The sequence below is a fragment of the Bacteroides sp. AM23-12 genome, from assembly GCF_003434395.1.
Classification (GTDB): Bacteria; Bacteroidota; Bacteroidia; order Bacteroidales; family Bacteroidaceae; genus Bacteroides; species Bacteroides thetaiotaomicron.
This window is the reverse complement of sequence record NZ_QTLF01000031.1, coordinates 15124-36321: the sequence shown is the minus strand read 5'-3', so window position 1 is coordinate 36321 and position 21198 is coordinate 15124. Positions and strand designations below refer to the sequence as shown.

The 21198-nt window shown below is 43.2% G+C and carries 19 protein-coding genes; 10 read left to right on the top strand and 9 right to left on the bottom strand.

Translation table 11 applies throughout. The features are described from left to right. The first annotated feature begins 6 nt into the window (after window positions 1-6). Both DW640_RS19150 and DW640_RS19145 read left to right on the top strand, forming a co-directional pair. On the top strand, window positions 7-999 hold the full coding sequence (locus DW640_RS19150) for a porin (RefSeq protein ID WP_164674637.1): 993 nt from the start codon (window positions 7-9) through the stop codon (window positions 997-999). A 48-nt stretch (window positions 1000-1047) separates the two neighbouring features. Next, a complete protein-coding gene (locus DW640_RS19145; protein WP_016267007.1) occupies window positions 1048-3252 on the top strand; it encodes a tetratricopeptide repeat protein in 2205 nt (734 codons plus the stop codon). On the opposite strand, the gene DW640_RS19140 is transcribed toward DW640_RS19145, so the two are convergent. From DW640_RS19140 to DW640_RS19120, 5 genes are read right to left on the bottom strand one after another with little or no spacing between them, the layout of a single operon-like run. Beyond that, window positions 3247-3828, bottom strand: a complete 582-nt coding sequence (locus DW640_RS19140; protein ID WP_016267006.1) for a Maf-like protein — start codon at window positions 3826-3828, stop codon at window positions 3247-3249. The two genes, DW640_RS19145 and DW640_RS19140, sit on opposite strands and share 6 nt — an antisense overlap. A 30-nt stretch (window positions 3829-3858) precedes the next feature. Then, entirely contained in the window at window positions 3859-4380 is a 522-nt protein-coding gene (locus DW640_RS19135; RefSeq protein ID WP_008763372.1) for an HAD family hydrolase, read from the bottom strand. Continuing rightward, window positions 4361-5155 carry a Rossmann-like and DUF2520 domain-containing protein gene (locus tag DW640_RS19130; protein ID WP_008763371.1) on the bottom strand — a complete coding sequence of 265 codons (795 nt, stop codon included), beginning with the start codon at window positions 5153-5155 and terminating at the stop codon, window positions 4361-4363. The genes DW640_RS19135 and DW640_RS19130 overlap by 20 nt, the downstream gene beginning before the upstream one ends. A 7-nt stretch (window positions 5156-5162) precedes the next feature. Further along, a complete protein-coding gene (locus tag DW640_RS19125) occupies window positions 5163-5498 on the bottom strand; it encodes a hypothetical protein (protein WP_008763370.1) in 336 nt (111 codons plus the stop codon). Between the two features lie 2 nt (window positions 5499-5500). Beyond that, window positions 5501-6037 carry a nitroreductase family protein gene (locus DW640_RS19120; protein WP_008767848.1) on the bottom strand — a complete coding sequence of 179 codons (537 nt, stop codon included), beginning with the start codon at window positions 6035-6037 and terminating at the stop codon, window positions 5501-5503. A gap of 99 nt (window positions 6038-6136) precedes the next feature. Between DW640_RS19120 and DW640_RS19115 the strand changes: the two genes are divergently transcribed. Further along, the gene (locus DW640_RS19115; protein WP_008763368.1) at window positions 6137-6322 is read left to right on the top strand and encodes a hypothetical protein; all 186 of its coding nucleotides are present in this window, start codon (window positions 6137-6139) and stop codon (window positions 6320-6322) included. A 113-nt stretch (window positions 6323-6435) separates the two neighbouring features. Here DW640_RS19115 and DW640_RS19110 read toward each other — a convergent pair whose 3' ends face one another. From DW640_RS19110 to DW640_RS19100, 3 genes are all read right to left on the bottom strand, one after another. Beyond that, a complete protein-coding gene (locus DW640_RS19110) occupies window positions 6436-6978 on the bottom strand; it encodes a carbonic anhydrase (protein ID WP_008763367.1) in 543 nt (180 codons plus the stop codon). A 186-nt stretch (window positions 6979-7164) separates the two neighbouring features. Then, the gene (locus tag DW640_RS19105) at window positions 7165-9120 is read right to left on the bottom strand and encodes a RagB/SusD family nutrient uptake outer membrane protein (protein ID WP_016267003.1); all 1956 of its coding nucleotides are present in this window, start codon (window positions 9118-9120) and stop codon (window positions 7165-7167) included. An 11-nt stretch (window positions 9121-9131) separates the two neighbouring features. Further along, entirely contained in the window at window positions 9132-12326 is a 3195-nt protein-coding gene (locus tag DW640_RS19100; protein ID WP_117578843.1) for a TonB-dependent receptor, read from the bottom strand. 248 nt (window positions 12327-12574) lie between these two features. Between DW640_RS19100 and DW640_RS19095 the strand changes: the two genes are divergently transcribed. The 7 genes from DW640_RS19095 to DW640_RS19065 all read left to right on the top strand — a co-directional run bounded on the left by DW640_RS19095 (window position 12575) and on the right by DW640_RS19065 (window position 19856). Continuing rightward, window positions 12575-13573: a GNAT family N-acetyltransferase gene (locus DW640_RS19095; protein WP_008763365.1), complete on the top strand. Its 999-nt coding sequence runs from the start codon at window positions 12575-12577 to the stop codon at window positions 13571-13573. 173 nt (window positions 13574-13746) lie between these two features. After that, entirely contained in the window at window positions 13747-14151 is a 405-nt protein-coding gene (gene mce / locus DW640_RS19090; protein ID WP_002561104.1) for a methylmalonyl-CoA epimerase, read from the top strand. 30 nt (window positions 14152-14181) lie between these two features. Then, entirely contained in the window at window positions 14182-15735 is a 1554-nt protein-coding gene (locus DW640_RS19085; protein WP_008763364.1) for an acyl-CoA carboxylase subunit beta, read from the top strand. A gap of 31 nt (window positions 15736-15766) precedes the next feature. Then, entirely contained in the window at window positions 15767-16687 is a 921-nt protein-coding gene (locus DW640_RS19080) for an OadG family transporter subunit (RefSeq protein WP_008767844.1), read from the top strand. Between the two features lie 24 nt (window positions 16688-16711). Beyond that, the gene (locus tag DW640_RS19075) at window positions 16712-17146 is read left to right on the top strand and encodes a biotin/lipoyl-containing protein (RefSeq protein ID WP_008763362.1); all 435 of its coding nucleotides are present in this window, start codon (window positions 16712-16714) and stop codon (window positions 17144-17146) included. A 1-nt stretch (window position 17147) separates the two neighbouring features. Next, complete coding sequence (locus tag DW640_RS19070) at window positions 17148-18308, top strand: sodium ion-translocating decarboxylase subunit beta (protein ID WP_117578842.1); 1161 nt, start codon at window positions 17148-17150, stop codon at window positions 18306-18308. A gap of 213 nt (window positions 18309-18521) precedes the next feature. Next, window positions 18522-19856: a tetratricopeptide repeat protein gene (locus tag DW640_RS19065; protein ID WP_008767841.1), complete on the top strand. Its 1335-nt coding sequence runs from the start codon at window positions 18522-18524 to the stop codon at window positions 19854-19856. A gap of 78 nt (window positions 19857-19934) precedes the next feature. On the opposite strand, the gene DW640_RS19060 is transcribed toward DW640_RS19065, so the two are convergent. Then, entirely contained in the window at window positions 19935-20939 is a 1005-nt protein-coding gene (locus tag DW640_RS19060; protein ID WP_008763359.1) for a class II fructose-bisphosphate aldolase, read from the bottom strand. Window positions 20940-21198: the final 259 nt, after the last annotated feature.

Here is a 21198-nt window from a genome sequence, read left to right as displayed (position 1 = left end):
CTTAGTATGCAGAATACGCTCACCGCACAGGAGAAAACGCCGTTGAATCAAGTAGTCAATACACTGAAAGAACGAATCAGTCTTGCCGGTTATGCACAACTGGGGTATACATACGACGATGCCGCCAATCCCGACAATACATTCGACATCAAACGGATCATCTTCATGGCACACGGTAAAATCACCGACAGATGGACATGCGATTTCATGTATGATTTCTACAACGGTGGTATGCTGCTCGAAGTATATACAGACTACCGGATCCTCTCCGGACTTACAGCACGTATCGGAGAATTTAAAGTTCCTTACACCATTGAAAACGAACTGTCTCCCACAACGGTAGAGCTGATCAACTGCTATTCTCAGTCAGTCTGTTATCTGGCAGGAGTCAGCGGCAGTGACAAATGTTATGGAATGACTTCCGGACGAGACATCGGTATGATGATTCACGGAAAACTATTTCATGATCTCCTGCAATACAAATTTGCCGTCATGAACGGACAGGGATTAAACACCAAAGACAAAAACAGTCAGAAAGATGTAGTCGGCAACCTGATGGTGTATCCTAACAAATGGCTGTCTGTAGGAGGATCTTTCATTCGGGGAACCGGACACGCCATAGGTGACTCCCAATATTCGGGAATCAAAACAGGAGAAAATTACGCCAAGAAACGCTGGAGCCTGGGAGGGGTTGTTACCACTTCCGCATTCAACTTCCGTACGGAATATCTTGCAGGAAAAGACAGAAACGTAAAAAGCGAAGGATTCTATGCGACAGGCAGCGTACGTTTATTACAAAATTTCGACTTTATCGCCTCTTTCGATTATTTCAATCCGAACAAAGCGGCAGATTTCAAACAAAATAATTACATTGCCGGACTGCAATACTGGTTTTATCCCAGATGCCGTGTGCAGGCACAATACACTTTTTGTGATAAAAAAGGAGACGGACAAAAGGATTCTAATCTGATACAAGCACAGGTGCAAGTCAGATTCTAACTTTTTGGCATCCTTTTTGTTCTATTACCTATAAATAATTGAACCATTATGAATGAAAAAACGATTAATGAACAATACACCTATATACGCTCTCTGCTTGAAGAAAAAAGACTTAAAGAAGCTTTGATGCAGTTGGAATCCCTGCTTTGGCAATGTCCGGACTGGGATTTACGTACCCGCTTGGAGCAGCTGCAAACCTCCTACAAGTATATGCTGGAGTATATGCGCCAAGGCGCAAACGACCCAGAACGCTGGAATGTATACAGAAAACTCGTAGCTGATACCTGGGAAATAGCCGACCGTTCGCGCCTGCTTATGCTGGACAATGCTTCATCAAGATATTATCATGAGGTACGCCGCACTCCCCGACCGGAAAGTCTGTCAGCATATACACTCAAAAAATTGCTGCACATGCTGGAGTCATTCAATGACGACTTGGCAGTCAGTGGACTGCTGTCTGACGAAAAGATGGACGAGGTACTGAAACGGCATGAAGAAACACTTAAATATATGTTTCTGCAAACATGGACCAACAGTGCATGGACTCCCGAAGAGGAAGAGGATGCACAATCCATGCTTACCTCCGAACTTCTTCCGGTGAATGATCTGTGCCTGTTTATCAGTGCTGTCACATTAAGTCTGATGGAATGTTTTGACCTGCGTAAAATCATGTGGTTGCTGGATGCTTACCGCCATCCGGATGTCAATGCCGGTCAACGTGCACTGGTAGGTGTCATTTTCATTTTCCATATCTACAGGAACCGTCTCTCACTCTACAACGATCTGGTCAAGAGAGTCGACCTCATGGATGAGATTCCTCCATTCAAAGAGGATGTGGCACGTATCTATCGCCAAATGCTACTATGCCAGGAAACAGAAAAGATAGACAAGAAAATGAGAGAGGAAATTATTCCTGAAATGTTGAAGAATGTTTCGTCCATGCGGAACATGAGATTCGGCTTTGAGGAGAATGAGGATGAGAACGATGACAAGAATCCGGATTGGGCGGACGCTTTCGAACAATCAGGACTGGGAGACAAGTTGCGCGAAATGAATGAGCTGCAACTGGAAGGAGCCGACGTATATATGAGTACATTTGCAGCACTGAAAAGTTATCCGTTCTTCCGGGAAGTACAGAATTGGTTTTACCCGTTCAGCAAGCAGCAATCCGATGTCATCAAGCAACTGAAACAGGAAGGTAACGAGAAAAATACATTGCTGGATTTAATTCTTCAATCAGGATTTTTCAGTAACAGTGATAAGTATTCACTCTTCTTTACGATCCGGCAGTTGCCAAAGGCACAGCAAGACATGATGCTAAGCCAGCTCGGTGAACAGCAAGTGGCAGAGCTGTCCGAAAAGTCGAGTGCGGAAACAATGAAGAAATTCAATGAGCGACCGGGAACCGTCAGCAATCAATATCTGCATGACCTGTACCGTTTCTTCAAGCTCAGTGTACGCCGCCACGAGTTTAGGGACATCTTTAAGGAGAAACTCGATTTACACCACATTCCTGCACTTAGTAACGTATTATATAGTGAAGATATCCTATTCCCGATCGCAGATTTCTATTTAAAGAAAGAACGCTGGAATGAGGCAATAGAAGTGTACGAGGAAATGGAAACGATCGGAGCACTTCAGGGAAGAGGTGCAGAATATTATCAGAAACTGGGATATGCTCTGCAAAAAAACAAGAAGTATGCAGAAGCGATCGATGCTTATCTGAAAGCGGATACACTGAAACCGGATAACATCTGGAACAACCGCCATCTGGCTATCTGTTACCGGTTAAACCGAAATTATCAGGCTGCATTGAGCTATTATAAAAAGGTGGAAGAAGCTACACCGGAAGATACCAATGTTATTTTCCATATCGGCAGTTGCCTGGCCGAACTCGGACAATACGAAGAAGCTGCCAACTACTTTTTCAAACTGGATTTCATCGAAAGTAATTGCATAAAAGCATGGCGCGGCATCGGATGGTGTTCATTCATCAGCCGGAAATACGAACAAGCCATGAAATATTACGAAAAAATCATTGAACAGAAGCCACTGGCTATCGACTATATGAATGCCGGACACGTCGCATGGACAATGGGAGACATTCAGAAAGCGGCCGCCCTGTACGGCAAGTCAATCACAGCCAACGGAAACCGTGAACGCTTTCTGGAGATGTTTCGGAAAGACAAGGAAGCTCTTCTCAAACAAGGTATTCAAGAAGAGGACATCCCGTTAATGCTGGATTTATTATAACTTCTTCAGCTCCCCGTACAGTTTCTGTATGGGGAGTCCCATTATATTATAAAAGCTGCCCGAAATAGACTTTACCCCTATATATCCGATCCATTCCTGCACTCCATACGCTCCCGCTTTATCCATAGGCTGATATTTGTCCACATAATACCGGATTTCCTCTTCGGACAAAACATCAAATTCCACATCGGATGCAGCAGTAAAGCTCTTTTGCCATTCAGTAGTCGTAAGACAAACACCGGTGAACACCTGATGTGACTTACCGGACAAAGAACGGAGCATTTCAACCGCCCCTTCCCGACCTTCCGGTTTTCCAAGCACTTTACCATCGAGCCAGACAATCGTATCTGCCGTAATCAACAGTTCCCCCGGTTGCATAATACTCCGGTAAGCATCCGCCTTTTCTCGGGAGATATATTCCGGAATCGCAGCACCAGCCAGATCGGCTGGATATGATTCGTCCACATCCGGCAATGTCCTGACCACATAATCCACTCCCAAGCCTGACATCAGTTCTTTCCGGCGGGGAGAATTGGAGGCTAATATAATCTGATATTTATCTAAATTTCCAAGCATAGTTTTATTTATCATTTAGTGATTTACAACTCACCAGCCGAAAGCATCTTCCGCCATCCACTTGCCATGAGCTTTCAATACTTGTTCCACCACATCACGTCCACAGCCACGACCGCCATCGGCATAAGATATATACTTTGCAACCGACTTAACTTCCGGAACTGCATCTTTGGGACAACAAGGCAACCCGCACTCACGCATCACTTCTATATCAGGCACATCATCGCCCATATACAGAATTTCGTCATCAGACAGACCGTATTTATCGCGGAAATCACGGTAATCATGAATTTTCACTGCAGACCCCATATACAGATCCTTCACACCCAATGCTGCAAACCGGATACGTACCGCTTCTGTCCGTCCACCGGTAATGATAGCAATATGGAGTCCTTTCTTTACTGCCAGCTGAATGGCATAACCGTCTTTAATATTCACCGTACGCATCGGTTCTCCGGAAGGATGCAACGGGACTGTTGTCGAACTCAATACTCCGTCAACATCAAAAGCCAGTGCTTTGATGCGGGATAGATCATAATTGATGGTGCTCATGGATACTTTTACTCATTAATTTATAAATTTCCTGTAATGCCTGACTGTCTGCCAGCATAGAAAGATGCTTATTCATCACATTCTCGTCATAGCGTACAGCCGGTCCGGTCTGCGCATCACGAGGAGCAAGTTCATGCACTTTGCGTGCCGTTTCGTCAATCAGGGGAAGCATAACATCAAATGGCAAATGATATTTTTCCAGCAATTCGGCGGCAAGAGCATACATATGGTTGGTAAAGTTACAGGTAAAGACAGCTGCCAGATGAAGACTTCTGCGTTGCTCCGAATCGGCTTCGTACACCTTATCAGAGAGCGTACCGGCAACCGCTTTCAGCAGCTCGGCATCTTCCGGTCTTTTTGCTTCAATAAAGAAAGGTACTTCCCGAAAATCAACTTCACGTTGTTTGCTGAACGTCTGCATCGGATAAAATACTCCGTAGCGTTCCGCATGACCTTCCCAAATATTCATCGGGATGCTACCTGCCGTATGTACCAGCAGCGCATGCTGCTTCCCATCAGTGATCTGAGGCAACAGTTCGACGAAAGCGGCATCTTTCAATGAAATAATATATAATCTCGCTTCATTCGATACGCCTTTTAAATCAGTGATATATTCCGCTTCCACTTCATTGGCTAACGTACGAGCCGATTCTTCCGTTCGGCTGTACACCTGCATGATACGGAATCCTTTCCGGTAAAGCGCTTTCGCCAGATTAGTTGCCAGATTTCCGGCACCGAGAAACACAACGGGCGTATCTTCAATACTTCTTTTCATTGTTTCTTTAACGTTTTGAAACCCAAAATAAAATAATTCCGATGATCAACAGTGCCAATGGCAACAGATAACCGGACAAGGAACCGAGCAATGACATTACCAGACCGATATTCATTACCAGCCACAGTCCCAACAGCACAAAGCCGACCGACTTGTCACGTTTGAAAATAAGAAAACTGATAGAGGCATACAACAACAAATTGTCCTTATTCATCACCCAAGGCAAACCTATAGAAGCAAAGGGGAGCAGTTTATTTATCAGGAAAAGAGTTCCGATAACAATAAAAGCGACGGCAGTGGCCTTATAAGTATCTTTATTATTATTTGCTTTGACAGCTCCCATCGTTATTTTCCTCCGAACTTATTAATATGAATTTTCTCCCACTGGAGGTGTTCTTCGTTGAAAGGCTTACGTTCCATTCCCTTATGTCCGATGGCAATCACGGAAAGAATCTGCAGTTGCAAAGGAATATCCAAAATTCCATGAACAAACTCGTCAGACGGCATTCCGGTTGCAGTGAAACGTTCGCGAACCTGTACCCAACAGCTTCCCAGCCCCAAATCTTCCGCCTGCAACTGTATCATGATGGAAGCAATAGAAGCATCTTCAATCCACACATCGCTTGCCAACGGATCGGCCATCACAACAATCGCCAAAGCAGCATCCGCAATGAACGAGGAAGCCTGCTCTTTGCAGTGAGACAGTTCTTTCAACTTTTCTTTATCATCGACTACCACAAACTGCCAGCTATTACTACGTTTGGAACTGGGAGACATCAAGGCAGCTTTCATCAGTGCCACAACCTCATCCTGTGTTAACTCCTCATCCGTAAATTTGCGCATACTGCGGCGATTCTTTATCAGTTCACTGAAATTTTCCATATTATTTCCGTTTTCATTTGATTTATGTATGCAAAGATAGCGCAAACCGATCGTAATAAGAAATGAAATTGTATCTTTGCACTGAGAAATATATTCATTATGAAAAAACGAATTACACAAGACGATTACATCAAAGCGAATCGTAAAGCCAGCCGTGAGGCAGAAATCAAAGAGCACGGACACCCCGTTTGTTACAAACGAGTGCATGAGTCAAAGAAAGTATATAACCGCAGAAAGATAAAGGCAGCCGATAAAAAGCTGCCTTATTTTTTTCATTTGGGATAGTGTCGGTATCCCAATGACATAGTGACACCATGAGACAGTGATAGTGACACTATCCTGTTGCGATAGTGACACCATGTTTTATGCAGTTCCTGATAGGCAGAAAGGGCGATTTCCTATACAATTCGCGTCAGTTCTCCAGTAGTGGAGTCTATGATAAACCCGTGCACTTTCACGTCCGACGGAATCAAAGGATGATGAACTATAAAATCGACCGTTCCCCTTACCGACTTCTCCGTATCTTCAAAGCCATCTAGCCAAGAATGAAAATCGACTCCACAAAAACTCATCATATGAATATAATCGGCATTAATACCCCGTGCCTTCATCTTCTCAAGCATTTCTTCACTGTGCATATGGCAGGCTCCACAATCAGAATGGGCAATCACCATTATTTCCTCCACACCTAACTCGAAGATAGCGACAAGCAGACTGCGAATCACACTACCGAAAGGATGGGAAATGACGCCTCCTGCATTCTTGATCATTTTAACGTCTCCGTTCTTAATGCCTAGTGCGGCCGGGAGTAAAGCTGTCAGACGTGTATCCATACAGGATAAGATAGCAATCTTTTTATCGGGATACTTATTCGTTATATATTCTTTATATCCCTCGTTCTTAACGAACTCTCTGTTATAAGCAAGCATTTCTTCTATCATAGCGCTATTTTGTTTGGACACACAAAAATAAAGAAAATAATAAAAAGCTGTATCAGGAAACAATGAAAATATACCAGAAATCCTTTTTAAACTTTTACGCAGGATACAGGTATGGAAACAAAGAGCCGGACAAGAGAAATCTCCTGCCCGGCTCCTATTAATTATGCTTGATTATTAATTAACTGATTAATAACCGGCGTTTTGTCCGAATTCTGCCGGATTATTGATCGCATCCAGATATTTCGTAGGAATAGGACGCAAATAGAATTCTTTCTTAAAGTGCTCAGCAGCACGCTTATTATAAGCAGCCAAACGAGTCTCAAAAGCAGCATTACGTTTCAGCAAATACCAGCGGCCACATTCGCCACAAAGTTCACGGGCATATTCATCGAAAATATAATTCAGATCCACTTGCGACTCACTGACCGTACCGGCACCGGCACGCGTACGGAGTACATTAATATATTTGGCAGCATCTCCCTTGTTCAAGCGTACCGATGCTTCAGCAGCAATCAGGTAAACTTCCGCCATACGCATGATCATCACATCCACAGTTTTTCTCTGAACGTCTCTGCCGACAAACTTATTACCCGGCATATTGAATTTAGAAAGAGCCGGATAAATAGATAACCACAAAGCACTGGCAGCACTAGGCTTGTCATAGGTAGCCCTGGCTGTTCCATTCTCATCGTAAAGATCGAAAACATTAAGAACCAACCCCGGATATTGAGCTTTTTCCTCTTCTGTCAGCGTCTTCAAAGAACAATAAACGGCATATTGATGAGCTTCTGCCGGATCTAAAGGCATAGCAGGATGAAGAATATTACCATCTGTTTTATCCTGAGTAGTCTTCGCTGTTCCATCTGCATTCCAGATAGCCAGCTGGCAGTAATTAGCATCGGCTGTACTATTGGATTCCAAGTTAAAATGAGGATAAACTTTCTTACCTATATTAGATGCGGGAATACCAAATTTAGTAGCAAGTGTGCTTGTGATTTCTTTGGCACACGCTGAACCTCCATATTCATAAGTCGCCCCCCATGCCGGTATAGAATAAGACGAGTAAGCTGAGATAAATGAATAACGAAAACGAGAGTCGTTCATATCAGCAGCAAAACAGTCCATCAGATATTTGGATGGCAGGAAGATATTACTGTTCGGACGACCGTAAACGAAGTTTGAAGTCTTGTCTACCAAACCCAGATCCGTATATGTTCCCAACGAAGGTAAGAAGTGACGGAACATTTCACTTTGTGAGTAGTTACCATTGGTGTAAGCGTCCGAATTTCTTTCGGCACCCGCAGCAATGAACAGAGCTTCTTCATTGTTACGATTATTATTTTCGTTGAATACATCGGCAAAAGCAGGATGCATATACCACTCATAAATCGCTTTATTATTAATCATGGTTGTCGCCGTATCATAGGCTTTTTCCAGAAAGCTGACACCATCGGTATCTTTCAGATCATAACCGGCACCATTAATATATGCACGTGCCAATAATCCCATCGCCGATTTCTTTGTAACGCGGCTATAGTAATCACTGAAACTTACGGGCAGATTCTCTACGGCAAACTTCAGGTCTTCGATAATGGCAGCATAAATTTCGGGAACGGTAGAACGGTGAGCATCAAAAGAAATATTCTCGCTATCGGCAGCCTTCAACTGCAAATCGACATTTCCAAACTGCTCCACCAAATTCATATAATAGTAAGCACGCAGACATCTGGCCTGTGCCACACATTCATTGATTTCATTCTCATCCCCTGTCACATTCTCAGCTCCGTCAATCACAATATTACAGCTGTTGATACACAGATAAGAATATTGCCACACTTTATAATAATAGCTATCATCGGTTTTCATACCGTTATAACTATGATAACGCTGATAGCTGGAGCCCGATTTGGGTTCTTCCCAAATATCAGTACCCGCTTCCGTACAAACCAGATAGTCACTACTCTGATAGATGTTGTTGATCAAGGCTGTATAGCACGAGTTGGTGAATGCCTTATAAGTTTCCAATGTATAAGAACCATCGGAGAACTGACCCGAGTTGTTGGGGTTCACTTCATCAAGACTGCAAGAGCCCCAAGAAAAAACACCGGCAACAAGTAGAACTAAACTATATATCTTTTTCATATTGCTATTTTTTAGAAAGTTAAATTAAGACCAAATATGCAATCACGAGACAATGGGAAGTTGATGCTTCCGTTCATTTCCGGATCGTAATTCTTCACATATTTGTTTGGCGAATAAGTAAACAGGTTGGTCATTGTCGCATAAACTCTCAGATTACTGATACCAAAACGTTTTGTAAGTTTACCGGGTAACGTATAACCCAATGTTACGTTTTTAAGTTTAAAGAATGATCCATCCACATAATACATCGAATCATATCCTTCATAAGCACTTCTATCCTTGGATTTATCGATAGCATAGAACAAGACATCCTGATCTGCTTCGATCGTCTTGTCATAGTAAGTAAAATAAGTAGGAATATTGTAATCCGGATTAGGCGAATATTTACCTATCACACTGCCATAGTTCATCATTTGCCCCCAACGTGCATAAAGGAAGACAGACAAATCAAAATCTTTGTATCTGAAATTATTCTTAAAGCCCAATGTCCAGTCCGGAGTATTACGACCTATTACCTGACGATCATAATCCGCACGTACACCATAAGGATTTTCTGCCGTAATATCAACGCGCTCTCCTTCAGGATTCATATAATAATAACCATTTCCGTCCTTCTTCACACTAGGTAAATCCAGCTTAATATCGCCCGGTTCGCATCCGAACAAAGCAGCAGTTTCCTTTTCGCTATATTGCCAGATACCCAACACTTTATATCTATAGAAAGAACCGACTCCTTCGCCGACTTTGAACACCATATCACCCTTTTTTGCATTGAACATCATATCCTGCCCTTCGATCAAAGATTTAATTTTTTCTTTGTTGGCGGTAAATGTCACTGTTGAGCTCCAAGTAAAATCTTTCTTCACAATATTACGGGTATTAAGAGCAAGTTCAATACCGCGATTTTCTGTTTCAGCAGCATTCTTGTTCATTTTATAAGTAGTGCTACCTGTGTAATTACCCATAATAGATGTCGGCAATGCCTGAGAAAGAATTACATCCGTTGTTTTTGTCCGATACAAATCCACCGTCAGATCAATACGATTATTGAGGAAGCTGGCGTCAATACCAATATTCAAGTCATGAGTCTTTTCCCATGTCAGATTACGGTTAGTGATATACTCCGTAAACTTGGCTGACGGAACAGTCATTCCTCCCAAAGAGGTTGTCACATTTTCCAAAGATGCCATAGAACTGTATTCAGCAATACCGGCAGTAGTTCCGGCAACACCATAGCCTACACGCAGTTTCAAGTTATCCAACCAGCTTTTTGTACCAGCCATAAATGCTTCATCCGAGATTCTCCAGCCTACAGAAACTGCCGGGAATAAATTCCATCTATTGTCTTTCGACAAACGGGAATCCGCTTCATAACGACTGGAAGCAGAGAACAGGTATTTACCTTTGTATGAGTAGTTGACACGACCGATAAAGCCCATCCCTTTCGACATCAGATATTTGCTGTTCAGTTTCTTATTATCAGCATTCTGCAATGCATACCACAACATATCATTGGTCGCCGGGTTTTCACCATAGACATAATATTCTTCACTCTGATTGTAATTCCAGGAAGTAACCCCTGTAACCGTCAGGTCATGATCCTTATTAAATGTATTGTGATAAGTTACTATGTTTTCCCATTTGTAATTATATCCTGTCTTATTGGTAGCTTCGCCATATGCCACCGTACTGCCTTTCAACACATTATAAGAGCCTTCTCCCATAAATTTACCGGCACGAGATTGAGAATAACTGCCTCCAAGCTGTGACTTGACAGACAATCCTTTTACCGGTTTCCATTCAAGATAAGCGTCAACATAAGCCCTTCCTGCTTTAGTATTATTCTTATATACTCCATCTTGTTCGTCTGCTAACGGATTTGGATCTGATGATGAACCGGGAATCGGAAATTCCGTAATAGAGCCATCTTCATTATAAGGAGTACCTAACGGGGTGGCAAACAATGCTCTTTCCAAAACGGCATTACGTGAATTCTTGTTGGAGAAAGATGCCTGAACATTAATACCGGCATTCATCCATTTATTGATTTCCTGATCTATACGGACACGGGTAGAGTACACTTTATAGTCATCATTCTCATACATACTCTTCTCATCAGTATAGTTCAACGAGAAATAGGCTTTCGTCTTCTCAGTACCTCCGGCAACGGAAATACTATAATTCTGCTTCAAACCTGAGTGTAATACTTCATCTCCCCAGTTTACCCATTGGTTGTTTTTGATGGCATCGTATCTTTCACCGAAAATTTCCTCCTCATTAGTAGTACCGACAGGCTTATAAGAATCTTTTATATAATTAATGTATGAGTCACCCGTACGCATCTTAGGAACTCGGGCACCCATAGTCGTTCCGGCATAAGCATTAAAATTGATGACCGGTTTTCCACTCTTGGATCCTTTCGTAGTCACGATAATAACACCATTCGCACCACTTGAACCGTAGATAGCCGTAGAAGATGCATCTTTCAGTACTTCGATAGATTCAATATCATTGGGATTCAAGGTAGCAATATCACCCGGCATACCATCGATAATATAAGTCGGCTTAAATGCATCTGAAGAGATATTACCATCCTCATCCAACTGTAAAGAGCGGGTACCACGCAACTGAACTGTCGGTGACGAACCTGCCTGACCTGAAGAATTAGTGATATCCAGACCTGCAATTTTACCTTGCAGCGCATCCATCGGATTCACGCCCGGATTCATGGTGATATCCTCTGATTTCACAGAAGCAACCGCACCTGTCAAATCACGTTTCTTTACCGTACCGTAACCGATGACCACTACCTCATCCAAAGCCTGTGTATCCGGAACCATCTTTATATTCAGCGGGGCATTTCCGCTCACAATGATAGCCTGTTCTTTATATCCGATATAAGAAACAACCAGTTCTTTACTTCCGCCCGGAAGATTAATGGAGAACTTACCGTCAAAATCAGTTATCGTACCTGTACTTGTACCTTTCACCACAATAGAAACACCGATCAACGGTTCTCCATTTTCATCTAAAACAGTTCCTTTCACTGTCTTTGTCTGCATGACGGCTTGCACAGTAATATCATTCACACCATTTTCTGCATAAACAGATATGGCAGAAGGGGCACACAATAAAGTCAGCCCTAAAATCATGGAAACGCGTCTATGCTGTGTCTTCCACGCTTCAACAAATGCATTCTCTCTCATTCGTTTTAATTTAAAGTTAATATTAATTTTCCTTTGTTTAGTAAAATACAATTAGCATAATCTTTTACATAGACGTTTCCATTTTACTTCTGTACTCACAAAGGACGACAATAATACAAAAATTCGCTTTTCCAAGCCTTTTTTTCCTCAAATATATGCAAAGGATAAAAAGACAAATTTTAGGCTAAGCCAACAAATTCTCTTTTTTATTGTTGAATGAAGAATAAAAAGTGTAAATTTGTATTTGGATGCCACTTAAACTAACAACATATTATCGCGGAAAAGACATTCCTGATTTACCGGGAACCAATACTTTTCATTCCAAGGAGTTGTTTCAGATCTATGAATCGACTCCGGGATATACCCCGCTACTGATAGTGGCAACAGAAGAAGGCAGACCTGTAGCACGCCTGCTTGCCGCCATACGCAAGACCAAAAAGTGGCTTCCCTCCTCTCTTGTCAAACAATGTGTGGTATATGGTGCAGGTGAATTTCTGGACACTTCTCTACCGGCAAGTAAAGAGAAGGAGGAAGAAATTTTCGGTGAAATGCTGGAGCATCTCACACAAGAAGCATCACGCACCTGCATTCTTATTGAATTCCGCAATCTGGATAATTCCATGTTCGGTTACCGTTTCTTCCGAAAGAACGACTTTTTTCCGGTCAACTGGCTGCGTGTCCGTAACTCTCTGCATAGTACGCAGAAAGCGGAAGACCGTTTCAGCCCGTCACGTATCCGTCAGATCCGGAAAGGACTCAAAAACGGAGCCAAAGTAGTAGAAGCCCATACGGTGGAAGAGATTAAGGAATTCTCGCGGATGCTGCACAAAGTTTATTCTTCACGAATACGGAGATATTTCCCTGCCAATGACTTTTTCCGCCACATGAACAGCATGCTTATCAGAGGAAAACAGGCAAAAATATTCATCGTAAAATACAAGGAAAAGATTATCGGCGGCTCCGTCTGCATCTATTCCGGCGAAAATGCTTTTATCTGGTTTTCAGGAGGAATGCGAAAGACGTATGCACTGCAGTCACCCGGCATACTGGCAGTATGGAAAGCACTTGAAGATGCCCATGAACGGGGATTCCGTCACATGGAGTTCATGGATGTAGGACTTCCCTTCCGCAAACATGGTTATCGTGATTTCGTACTCCGTTTCGGAGGCAAACAAAGCAGTACCCGCCGTTGGTTCCGTATCAGCTGGCCATGGCTGAATAATCTTCTGGTCAAGTTTTATGTCTAAATGTAATCTCAAGATTACAAAACCCGTCTTTGTCACCCATCCGGAGCATTTTTTATGCTTTATTCCCCAATAATTAAATGCAGAAATATTTCTTTATTAGACAAGAAATGTCTTTCTTTGTGCTGTTTTATGCCATATAAGCACATAATTAAACCATATAAAAAAATATAGTTATGAAGATTTCACACATTGAGCATCTGGGCATTGCTGTAAAAAGCATCGAAGAAGCCCTTCCTTACTACGAAAACGTATTGGGTCTGAAATGTTACAACATCGAAACAGTAGAAGATCAAAAAGTAAGAACCGCTTTTTTAAAGGTAGGTGAAACAAAAATCGAATTGTTGGAGCCGACTTGCCCCGAAAGCACCATTGCTAAATTTATTGAAAACAAAGGTGCAGGTGTTCATCACGTAGCATTTGCCGTAGAAGATGGCGTAGCTAATGCTTTGGCAGAAGCAGAAAGCAAAGAAATCCGTCTGATTGACAAGGCTCCCCGCAAAGGTGCCGAAGGTCTGAACATCGCTTTCCTTCACCCGAAATCAACACTGGGTGTGCTGACAGAACTCTGCGAACACTAATCATAAACTCTAAAAAAACAACAAGAACTCATGAGTAATCAACTTGAAAAAATTAAAGAGCTTATTGAACGCCGTGCCGTTGCACGCATCGGAGGCGGCGAAAAAGCAATTGCGAAGCAACATGAAAAAGGGAAATACACAGCGCGTGAGCGTATAGCCATGCTGTTGGATGAAGGTAGCTTCGAAGAAATGGACATGTTCGTTGAGCACAGATGCACGAACTTCGGCATGGAGAAAAAGCACTATCCGGGTGATGGTGTAGTAACCGGTTGCGGTACTATCGAAGGTCGTCTCGTATATCTTTTTGCACAGGACTTTACCGTTACTGCAGGTTCACTGTCGGAAACAATGTCACTGAAGATCTGTAAGATTATGGATCAGGCAATGAAGATGGGTGCTCCTTGTATCGGTATCAATGACTCGGGCGGTGCACGTATCCAGGAAGGTATTAACGCTTTGGCAGGTTACGCAGAAATCTTCCAGCGCAATATCCTCGCTTCGGGTGTCATTCCGCAGATTTCCGGTATCTTCGGGCCTTGTGCCGGCGGTGCTGTTTATTCTCCGGCACTGACAGACTTCACACTGATGATGGAAGGTACTTCTTATATGTTCCTTACAGGTCCGAAAGTAGTGAAAACTGTAACCGGTGAAGACGTAAGCCAGGAAAACCTCGGCGGAGCAAGCGTTCACTCTACCAAATCGGGTGTTACTCATTTCACTGCCAAAACAGAAGAAGAAGGTCTGGCATTGATCCGCACACTTCTGAGCTATATTCCTCAAAACAACCTCGAAGAAGCTCCATATGTGGATTGCACAGATCCGATCGACCGTCTGGAAGATTCACTGAACGATATTATCCCCGACAGCCCCAACAAACCGTATGATATGTACGAGGTTATCAGCGCTATCGTGGACAACGGTGAATTCCTGGAAATCCAGAAAGACTATGCCAAGAATATCATTATCGGTTTTGCCCGTTTCAACGGTCAGTCTGTAGGTATTGTAGCCAATCAGCCTAAATTCCTTGCCGGTGTACTCGACAGCAACGCATCTCGCAAAGGCGCACGTTTCGTTCGTTTCTGCGATGCTTTCAATATCCCTATCGTGTCGTTGGTAGACGTACCGGGATTCCTTCCGGGAACAGGCCAGGAATACAATGGCGTTATCCTTCATGGTGCCAAACTGCTGTATGCTTACGGTGAAGCTACTGTACCTAAAGTAACAATCACATTGCGTAAATCTTACGGTGGTTCTCACATCGTGATGAGTTGTAAACAACTTCGTGGTGACATGAACTATGCTTGGCCAACAGCTGAAATCGCTGTAATGGGTGGTGCAGGTGCAGTAGAAGTATTGTACGCGCGTGAAGCCAAAGACCAGGAAAATCCGGCTCAGTTCCTTGCCGAAAAAGAAGCAGAATATACAAAACTGTTTGCCAACCCTTATAATGCAGCTAAGTATGGTTACATCGATGATGTCATCGAACCGCGTAACACACGTTTCCGCGTGATCCGTGCTTTGCAGCAGTTGCAGACTAAGAAACTGTCTAACCCGGCGAAGAAACATGGTAATATTCCGTTGTAATCCAACTTTTCACATTAAAACAAGAACGATTATGAACAAAACCAAAATCGGAATATTCCTTTCTCTGCTGTTGCTGATTGGATTGACTTCCTGCGGAGAGCAAAAGTCGAACAATAAGCTATTGCTGAATGAAGTCCTGATAGACAATCAAAACAACTTTCAGGATGACTACGGCTTGCACAGTGCATGGATTGAAATATTCAACAAATCATACGGTAGCGCAGACTTAGCAGCTTGTTTATTGAAAGTAAGCAGCCAGCCGGGCGATACAGTAACCTATTTTATCCCGAAAGGTGACATACTTACATTAGTAAAGCCACGCCAACATGCGTTATTTTGGGCAGACGGCGAACCTAATCGTGGTACCTTCCATACCAGCTTCAAACTGAACCCTGAAACAGCCAATTGGGTCGGTCTTTTTGATTCAGGCAGAAAGCTACTTGATCAAGTTGTCATACCAGCAGGAACTTTAGGTCCCAACCAGTCTTATGCACGCATAAGCGACGGAGCAGCAGACTGGGAAGTAAAAGGCGGAAGCAAAGACAAATACGTAACCCCGAGCACGAACAACAAAACCCTTGACAGTAATGCCAAGATGGAAAAGTTCGAAGAACATGACTCAGTCGGTATCGGTATGTCTATTTCAGCCATGAGCGTAGTATTCTGCGGATTGATTCTTCTCTTCATTGCCTTCAAGGTGGTAGGTAAAGTTGCTGTCAACCTGAGCAAACGCAATGCGATGAAGGCTAAAGGCATCGATAAAGTCGAAGCGAAAGAGCTTTCACAGGCTCCGGGTGAAGTTTATGCTGCTATTTCAATGGCATTACACGAAATGCAGGATGAGGTACATGACGTAGAAGAAACGGTGCTGACCATCACTCGTGTGAAACGCAGTTATTCACCGTGGAGTTCGAAGATTTACACCTTGCGTGAAAATCCTAACAGAAAGTAAATCATTCCCTAAAAAGATAAAACGATGAAAGAATATAAATATAAAATCAACGGTAACTCATACAAAGTAACCATCGGAGATATTGAAGATAATATCGCTCATGTAGAAGTGAACGGTACGCACTACAAAGTAGAAATGGAGAAACAACCGAAAACTGCTCCCAAACCGGTAGTAGTACGTCCTATGCCTAACTCACCGGCTGCTCCTACCACACCGGTAGTAAAACCGGCTGCTCCTTCTACAGGCAAATCAGGCGTTAAGTCCCCGCTACCAGGCGTTATCCTTGACATCAAAGTAAATGTAGGTGATACAGTGAAAAGAGGACAGACTATCATTATATTGGAAGCCATGAAGATGGAAAACAATATCAATGCAGACAAAGACGGTAAAGTGACTGCTATCAATGTCAACAAGGGAGATTCTGTTCTTGAAGGTAATGACCTCGTAATTATTGAATAATATGGGAGATTTTATTAACTTTTTAGGAAATAACCTTGCCGACTTCTGGACCTACACGGGATTTGCCAACGCGACAGTTGGTCATATCGTGATGATCCTCGTTGGCTTGTTCTTCATCTATTTGGCTGTAGCCAAAGAGTTCGAGCCGATGTTGTTAATTCCTATCGGATTCGGTATTCTGATCGGTAATATACCTTTCAATATGGACGCCGGACTAAAAGTCGGTATATATGAAGAAGGTTCTGTATTGAACATATTGTATCAGGGAGTAACGTCCGGCTGGTATCCACCGCTCATCTTCTTAGGTATCGGTGCCATGACAGACTTCTCGGCACTGATCTCCAATCCGAAGCTGATGCTGATCGGTGCGGCCGCCCAGTTTGGTATCTTCGGTGCATACATGATTGCATTGGAAATGGGATTTGACCCGATGCAGGCCGGTGCTATCGGTATCATCGGTGGAGCAGATGGTCCGACGGCTATCTTCCTTTCGTCCAAGCTGGCACCTAACTTAATGGGAGCCATTGCGGTATCCGCCTACTCTTATATGGCGTTAGTTCCGGTGATACAGCCGCCTATCATGCGTCTGCTCACCACCAAACACGAACGCGTTATCCGTATGAAACCGCCACGTGCCGTTTCTCATACAGAGAAAGTGATTTTCCCGATTATCGGTCTGTTGCTGACCTGCTTCCTGGTTCCTTCCGGTCTGCCTCTGTTGGGTATGCTGTTCTTCGGTAACCTGTTGAAAGAAAGTGGTGTAACCCGTCGTCTGGCTAACACAGCCAGCGGTCCACTGATTGACACAATCACTATCCTGTTAGGTTTGACAGTAGGTGCTTCTACTCAGGCTTCTGAGTTCCTGACACTCGACTCCATCAAGATCTTCGCCCTCGGTGCTTTGTCATTTATCATTGCTACCGCATCAGGTGTGATCTTCGTTAAGATCTTCAACCTCTTCCTCAAGAAGGGCAATAAGATCAATCCGTTGATCGGTAATGCAGGTGTATCTGCCGTTCCCGACTCTGCACGTATCTCACAAGTTGTCGGTCTGGAATATGATCCAACCAACTACTTGCTGATGCACGCTATGGGTCCGAACGTAGCAGGTGTAATCGGTTCGGCTGTTGCTGCCGGTATCCTGTTAGGATTCTTAATGTAGGGACAAGGTGCCCCTGTCAGGCTTCCATTCGGAATGCCGGGACAAAATATTAGGTGCGGATATTGCTGTTTTAGATGCAATATCCGCACTTATCATTATGTTATCTTCTCTTATCATTCCGTTAATCTATTCCAAAAAGGCTACGAATAATTCGTAAATACGATATTTTTTAGCATCTTGCGTCTTTGTTACGACACACTAAAATAAATATTTATGAAACGGATTATTCTCCTCGCCTTCCTTTGTACCACCACCCTGGTGATGGCGCAGCGCATCAATCATGTTCAGGAAGCAATAGCAAACTACGATTACGAGGCAGCTCTCACTCTCATTGCCAAAGAAAAGCCGACAATTCCCCTACTCTTGCAAAAAGGTAAAGCACAACGGGGACTTGGGATGAATACAGAAGCACTTTCCACTTATCAGGAAATCATAACCAATGACACTGCCAATACCCGTGCATATATCGAAGCAGCCGAATGCTGCCGTTCATTGGCCAAATACCAACAGGCACTGAAATATTATGAACAGGCACTCGATCTGAATCCGGAAAACAAATATGTGCGTATTCAATACATCGGACTACTGCTCTCTTTACAGAAGTTTCAGGATGCTTTAGGAGAAAGTAGTCTGATGACAGAGAAAGACAGTTCCGCCATCGCCTTGCATCTGCAGGCCCAAAGTTTCGAAGGTATGGGAGAGCTTCTCCCCGCCACGGGGTGCTACTATAATATACAGGAGAAATACCCCGACGACTATCTTGCCGCCGCCAAGCTCGCCGCACTGAACATAGCCGGTTCTTATTTCAACGAAGCAATTGAAGCCACGGAGAAATATCGGCAGATTGACACCACCAACATCGCTGTCAACCGCCAGAATGCACTGGCATATTGTCTGAATAAGGATTATCCTACCGCTATCCAGCGTTATGAATACCTGGTGAGCCAGGGCGACAGTTCTTTTCATACCTGTTATTATCTGGGTATCAGCTATTATGCGGAAGAGAAATATTACGAAGCACATGACTTTCTGGAAGCCGCCCGAAAACATGATCCTGAAAACGTAAACCTGCTTTATTATCTCGGCCGTGCCTGCGCCAAGACTTCATGGAAGAAGTTAGGCGTAGAGTATCTCGAAAAAGCGCTTGATCTGACTATTCCCAAAGACAGTAATATGGTACGGCTCTATATTGGCATGACCGACTGCTACAAAATGGCACAGATGCCTAAAGAGCAGATTGAATCGATCAGAGAACGCTACCGGAAATACGATAAACAAAATCATAAGCTGCTCTATGATATGGCTTTCATTTATTTCTATTCGCTGAAAGACAAGAAAAACACCGAACGCTGTCTGGAAGCATTCTTAAAAACACGCCCGAAAGAAGATAAGGAAGAAGAAGCGAAACTAAACGAACGAGGCGAACTCGTTTTAGGCACTAAGAATTATTATAATGCTGCAGCTAACTGGCTGAAAGACATTCAAAGTAAGCAAAAGATAGAAGATTTCTTCTTGGGAGGAAATGTGCCCGCTCAGAAACCGGAATAAGCAGATAGAGAATATTACGTAAAAAGGCTGCAACCGTCAAACGATTGCAGCCTTTCTATATAATAGGATAATCTGTGATTATTCAGCCAATTTGTTGTCAGAACCCAGCACATTAAGGATTTTGTGCTTGTACAGTTTTTCCATGTTGTCACGAGCCGGACCAAGATACTTACGTGGGTCGAATTCAGCTGGTTTTTCAGCGAAAGTCTTACGGATAGCAGCAGTCATAGCCAGACGAGAGTCTGAGTCGATGTTGATTTTGCAAACAGCAGACTTGGCAGCTTTACGCAATTCTTCTTCAGGAATACCGATAGCAGCTTTCAGAGCACCACCAAACTTGTTGATTGTTTCAACTTCTTCTTCAGGAACTGAAGATGATCCGTGAAGTACGATAGGGAATCCCGGAAGTTTTTCCATTACAGCATCCAATACTTCGAAAGCCAATGGAGGAGGAACCATACGACCGGTAGCCGGATCGATGTGGCACTGTTCCGGAGTAAACTTGTAAGCACCGTGAGAAGTACCGATAGAGATAGCCAATGAGTCACAACCTGTACGAGTAGCGAAATCGATTACTTCTTCAGGGTCAGTGTATGTGTGGTGGTCAGAAGAAACTTCATCTTCTACACCTGCCAATACACCAAGTTCACCTTCAACTGTTACGTCGAACTGATGAGCGTATTCAACCACCTTCTTAGTCAAAGCAACGTTTTCTTCGTAAGGAAGATGAGAACCGTCGATCATAACTGAAGAGAAACCTGAATCGATGCAAGATTTGCAAGTTTCAAAAGTATCTCCGTGGTCAAGGTGAAGAACGATTTCAGGATGTGCGCAACCTAATTCTTTTGCGTACTCTACAGCACCCTGAGCCATGTAACGCAACAAAGTAGCGTTAGCATACTGACGAGCACCTTTAGAAACCTGAAGAATCACCGGAGATTTTGTTTCTACTGCAGCCTTGATGATAGCCTGCATCTGTTCCATATTGTTGAAGTTGAATGCTGGGATAGCGTATCCACCCTTAATAGCCTTAGCAAACATGTCTCTTGTGTTTACCAATCCTAAGTCTTTGTAATTAACCATTTTGTTTAAAGTTTATTGTTAGTGAATTAAAATTCTACGCAAAAGTAAGCATTATCCACCGAATAACGAGCATCGGAAAGAAAAATATAATAGAAAAAGGTTTAAATCGATCAGCAAATATTCATCCGTAAGCGGGTCTGACATTAGATTGTAATGTCCACCTAGCAAATAAACGGCTGAAAGGTTCTATCCCAAAACAGGTATTATACCATAAAAAGCACAAGACATTCTTTTCGTGCCAATCATATAATTCATAGAA

Coding starts and splice junctions, on each gene's coding strand:
- DW640_RS19085 (WP_008763364.1), top strand. CDS start 14,182: ATGAGTAATCAACTTGAAAAAATTAAAGAGCTTATTGAACGCCGTGCC.
- DW640_RS19100 (WP_117578843.1), bottom strand. CDS start 12,326: ATGAGAGAGAATGCATTTGTTGAAGCGTGGAAGACACAGCATAGACGC.
- DW640_RS19080 (WP_008767844.1), top strand. CDS start 15,767: ATGAACAAAACCAAAATCGGAATATTCCTTTCTCTGCTGTTGCTGATT.
- mce (WP_002561104.1), top strand. CDS start 13,747: ATGAAGATTTCACACATTGAGCATCTGGGCATTGCTGTAAAAAGCATC.
- DW640_RS19065 (WP_008767841.1), top strand. CDS start 18,522: ATGAAACGGATTATTCTCCTCGCCTTCCTTTGTACCACCACCCTGGTG.
- DW640_RS19115 (WP_008763368.1), top strand. CDS start 6,137: ATGAAAAAACGAATTACACAAGACGATTACATCAAAGCGAATCGTAAA.
- DW640_RS19125 (WP_008763370.1), bottom strand. CDS start 5,498: ATGGGAGCTGTCAAAGCAAATAATAATAAAGATACTTATAAGGCCACT.
- DW640_RS19110 (WP_008763367.1), bottom strand. CDS start 6,978: ATGATAGAAGAAATGCTTGCTTATAACAGAGAGTTCGTTAAGAACGAG.
- DW640_RS19070 (WP_117578842.1), top strand. CDS start 17,148: ATGGGAGATTTTATTAACTTTTTAGGAAATAACCTTGCCGACTTCTGG.
- DW640_RS19075 (WP_008763362.1), top strand. CDS start 16,712: ATGAAAGAATATAAATATAAAATCAACGGTAACTCATACAAAGTAACC.
- DW640_RS19105 (WP_016267003.1), bottom strand. CDS start 9,120: ATGAAAAAGATATATAGTTTAGTTCTACTTGTTGCCGGTGTTTTTTCT.
- DW640_RS19095 (WP_008763365.1), top strand. CDS start 12,575: ATGCCACTTAAACTAACAACATATTATCGCGGAAAAGACATTCCTGAT.
- DW640_RS19140 (WP_016267006.1), bottom strand. CDS start 3,828: ATGCTTGGAAATTTAGATAAATATCAGATTATATTAGCCTCCAATTCT.
- DW640_RS19135 (WP_008763372.1), bottom strand. CDS start 4,380: ATGAGCACCATCAATTATGATCTATCCCGCATCAAAGCACTGGCTTTT.
- DW640_RS19150 (WP_164674637.1), top strand. CDS start 7: ATGCAGAATACGCTCACCGCACAGGAGAAAACGCCGTTGAATCAAGTA.
- DW640_RS19130 (WP_008763371.1), bottom strand. CDS start 5,155: ATGAAAAGAAGTATTGAAGATACGCCCGTTGTGTTTCTCGGTGCCGGA.
- DW640_RS19060 (WP_008763359.1), bottom strand. CDS start 20,939: ATGGTTAATTACAAAGACTTAGGATTGGTAAACACAAGAGACATGTTT.
- DW640_RS19120 (WP_008767848.1), bottom strand. CDS start 6,037: ATGGAAAATTTCAGTGAACTGATAAAGAATCGCCGCAGTATGCGCAAA.
- DW640_RS19145 (WP_016267007.1), top strand. CDS start 1,048: ATGAATGAAAAAACGATTAATGAACAATACACCTATATACGCTCTCTG.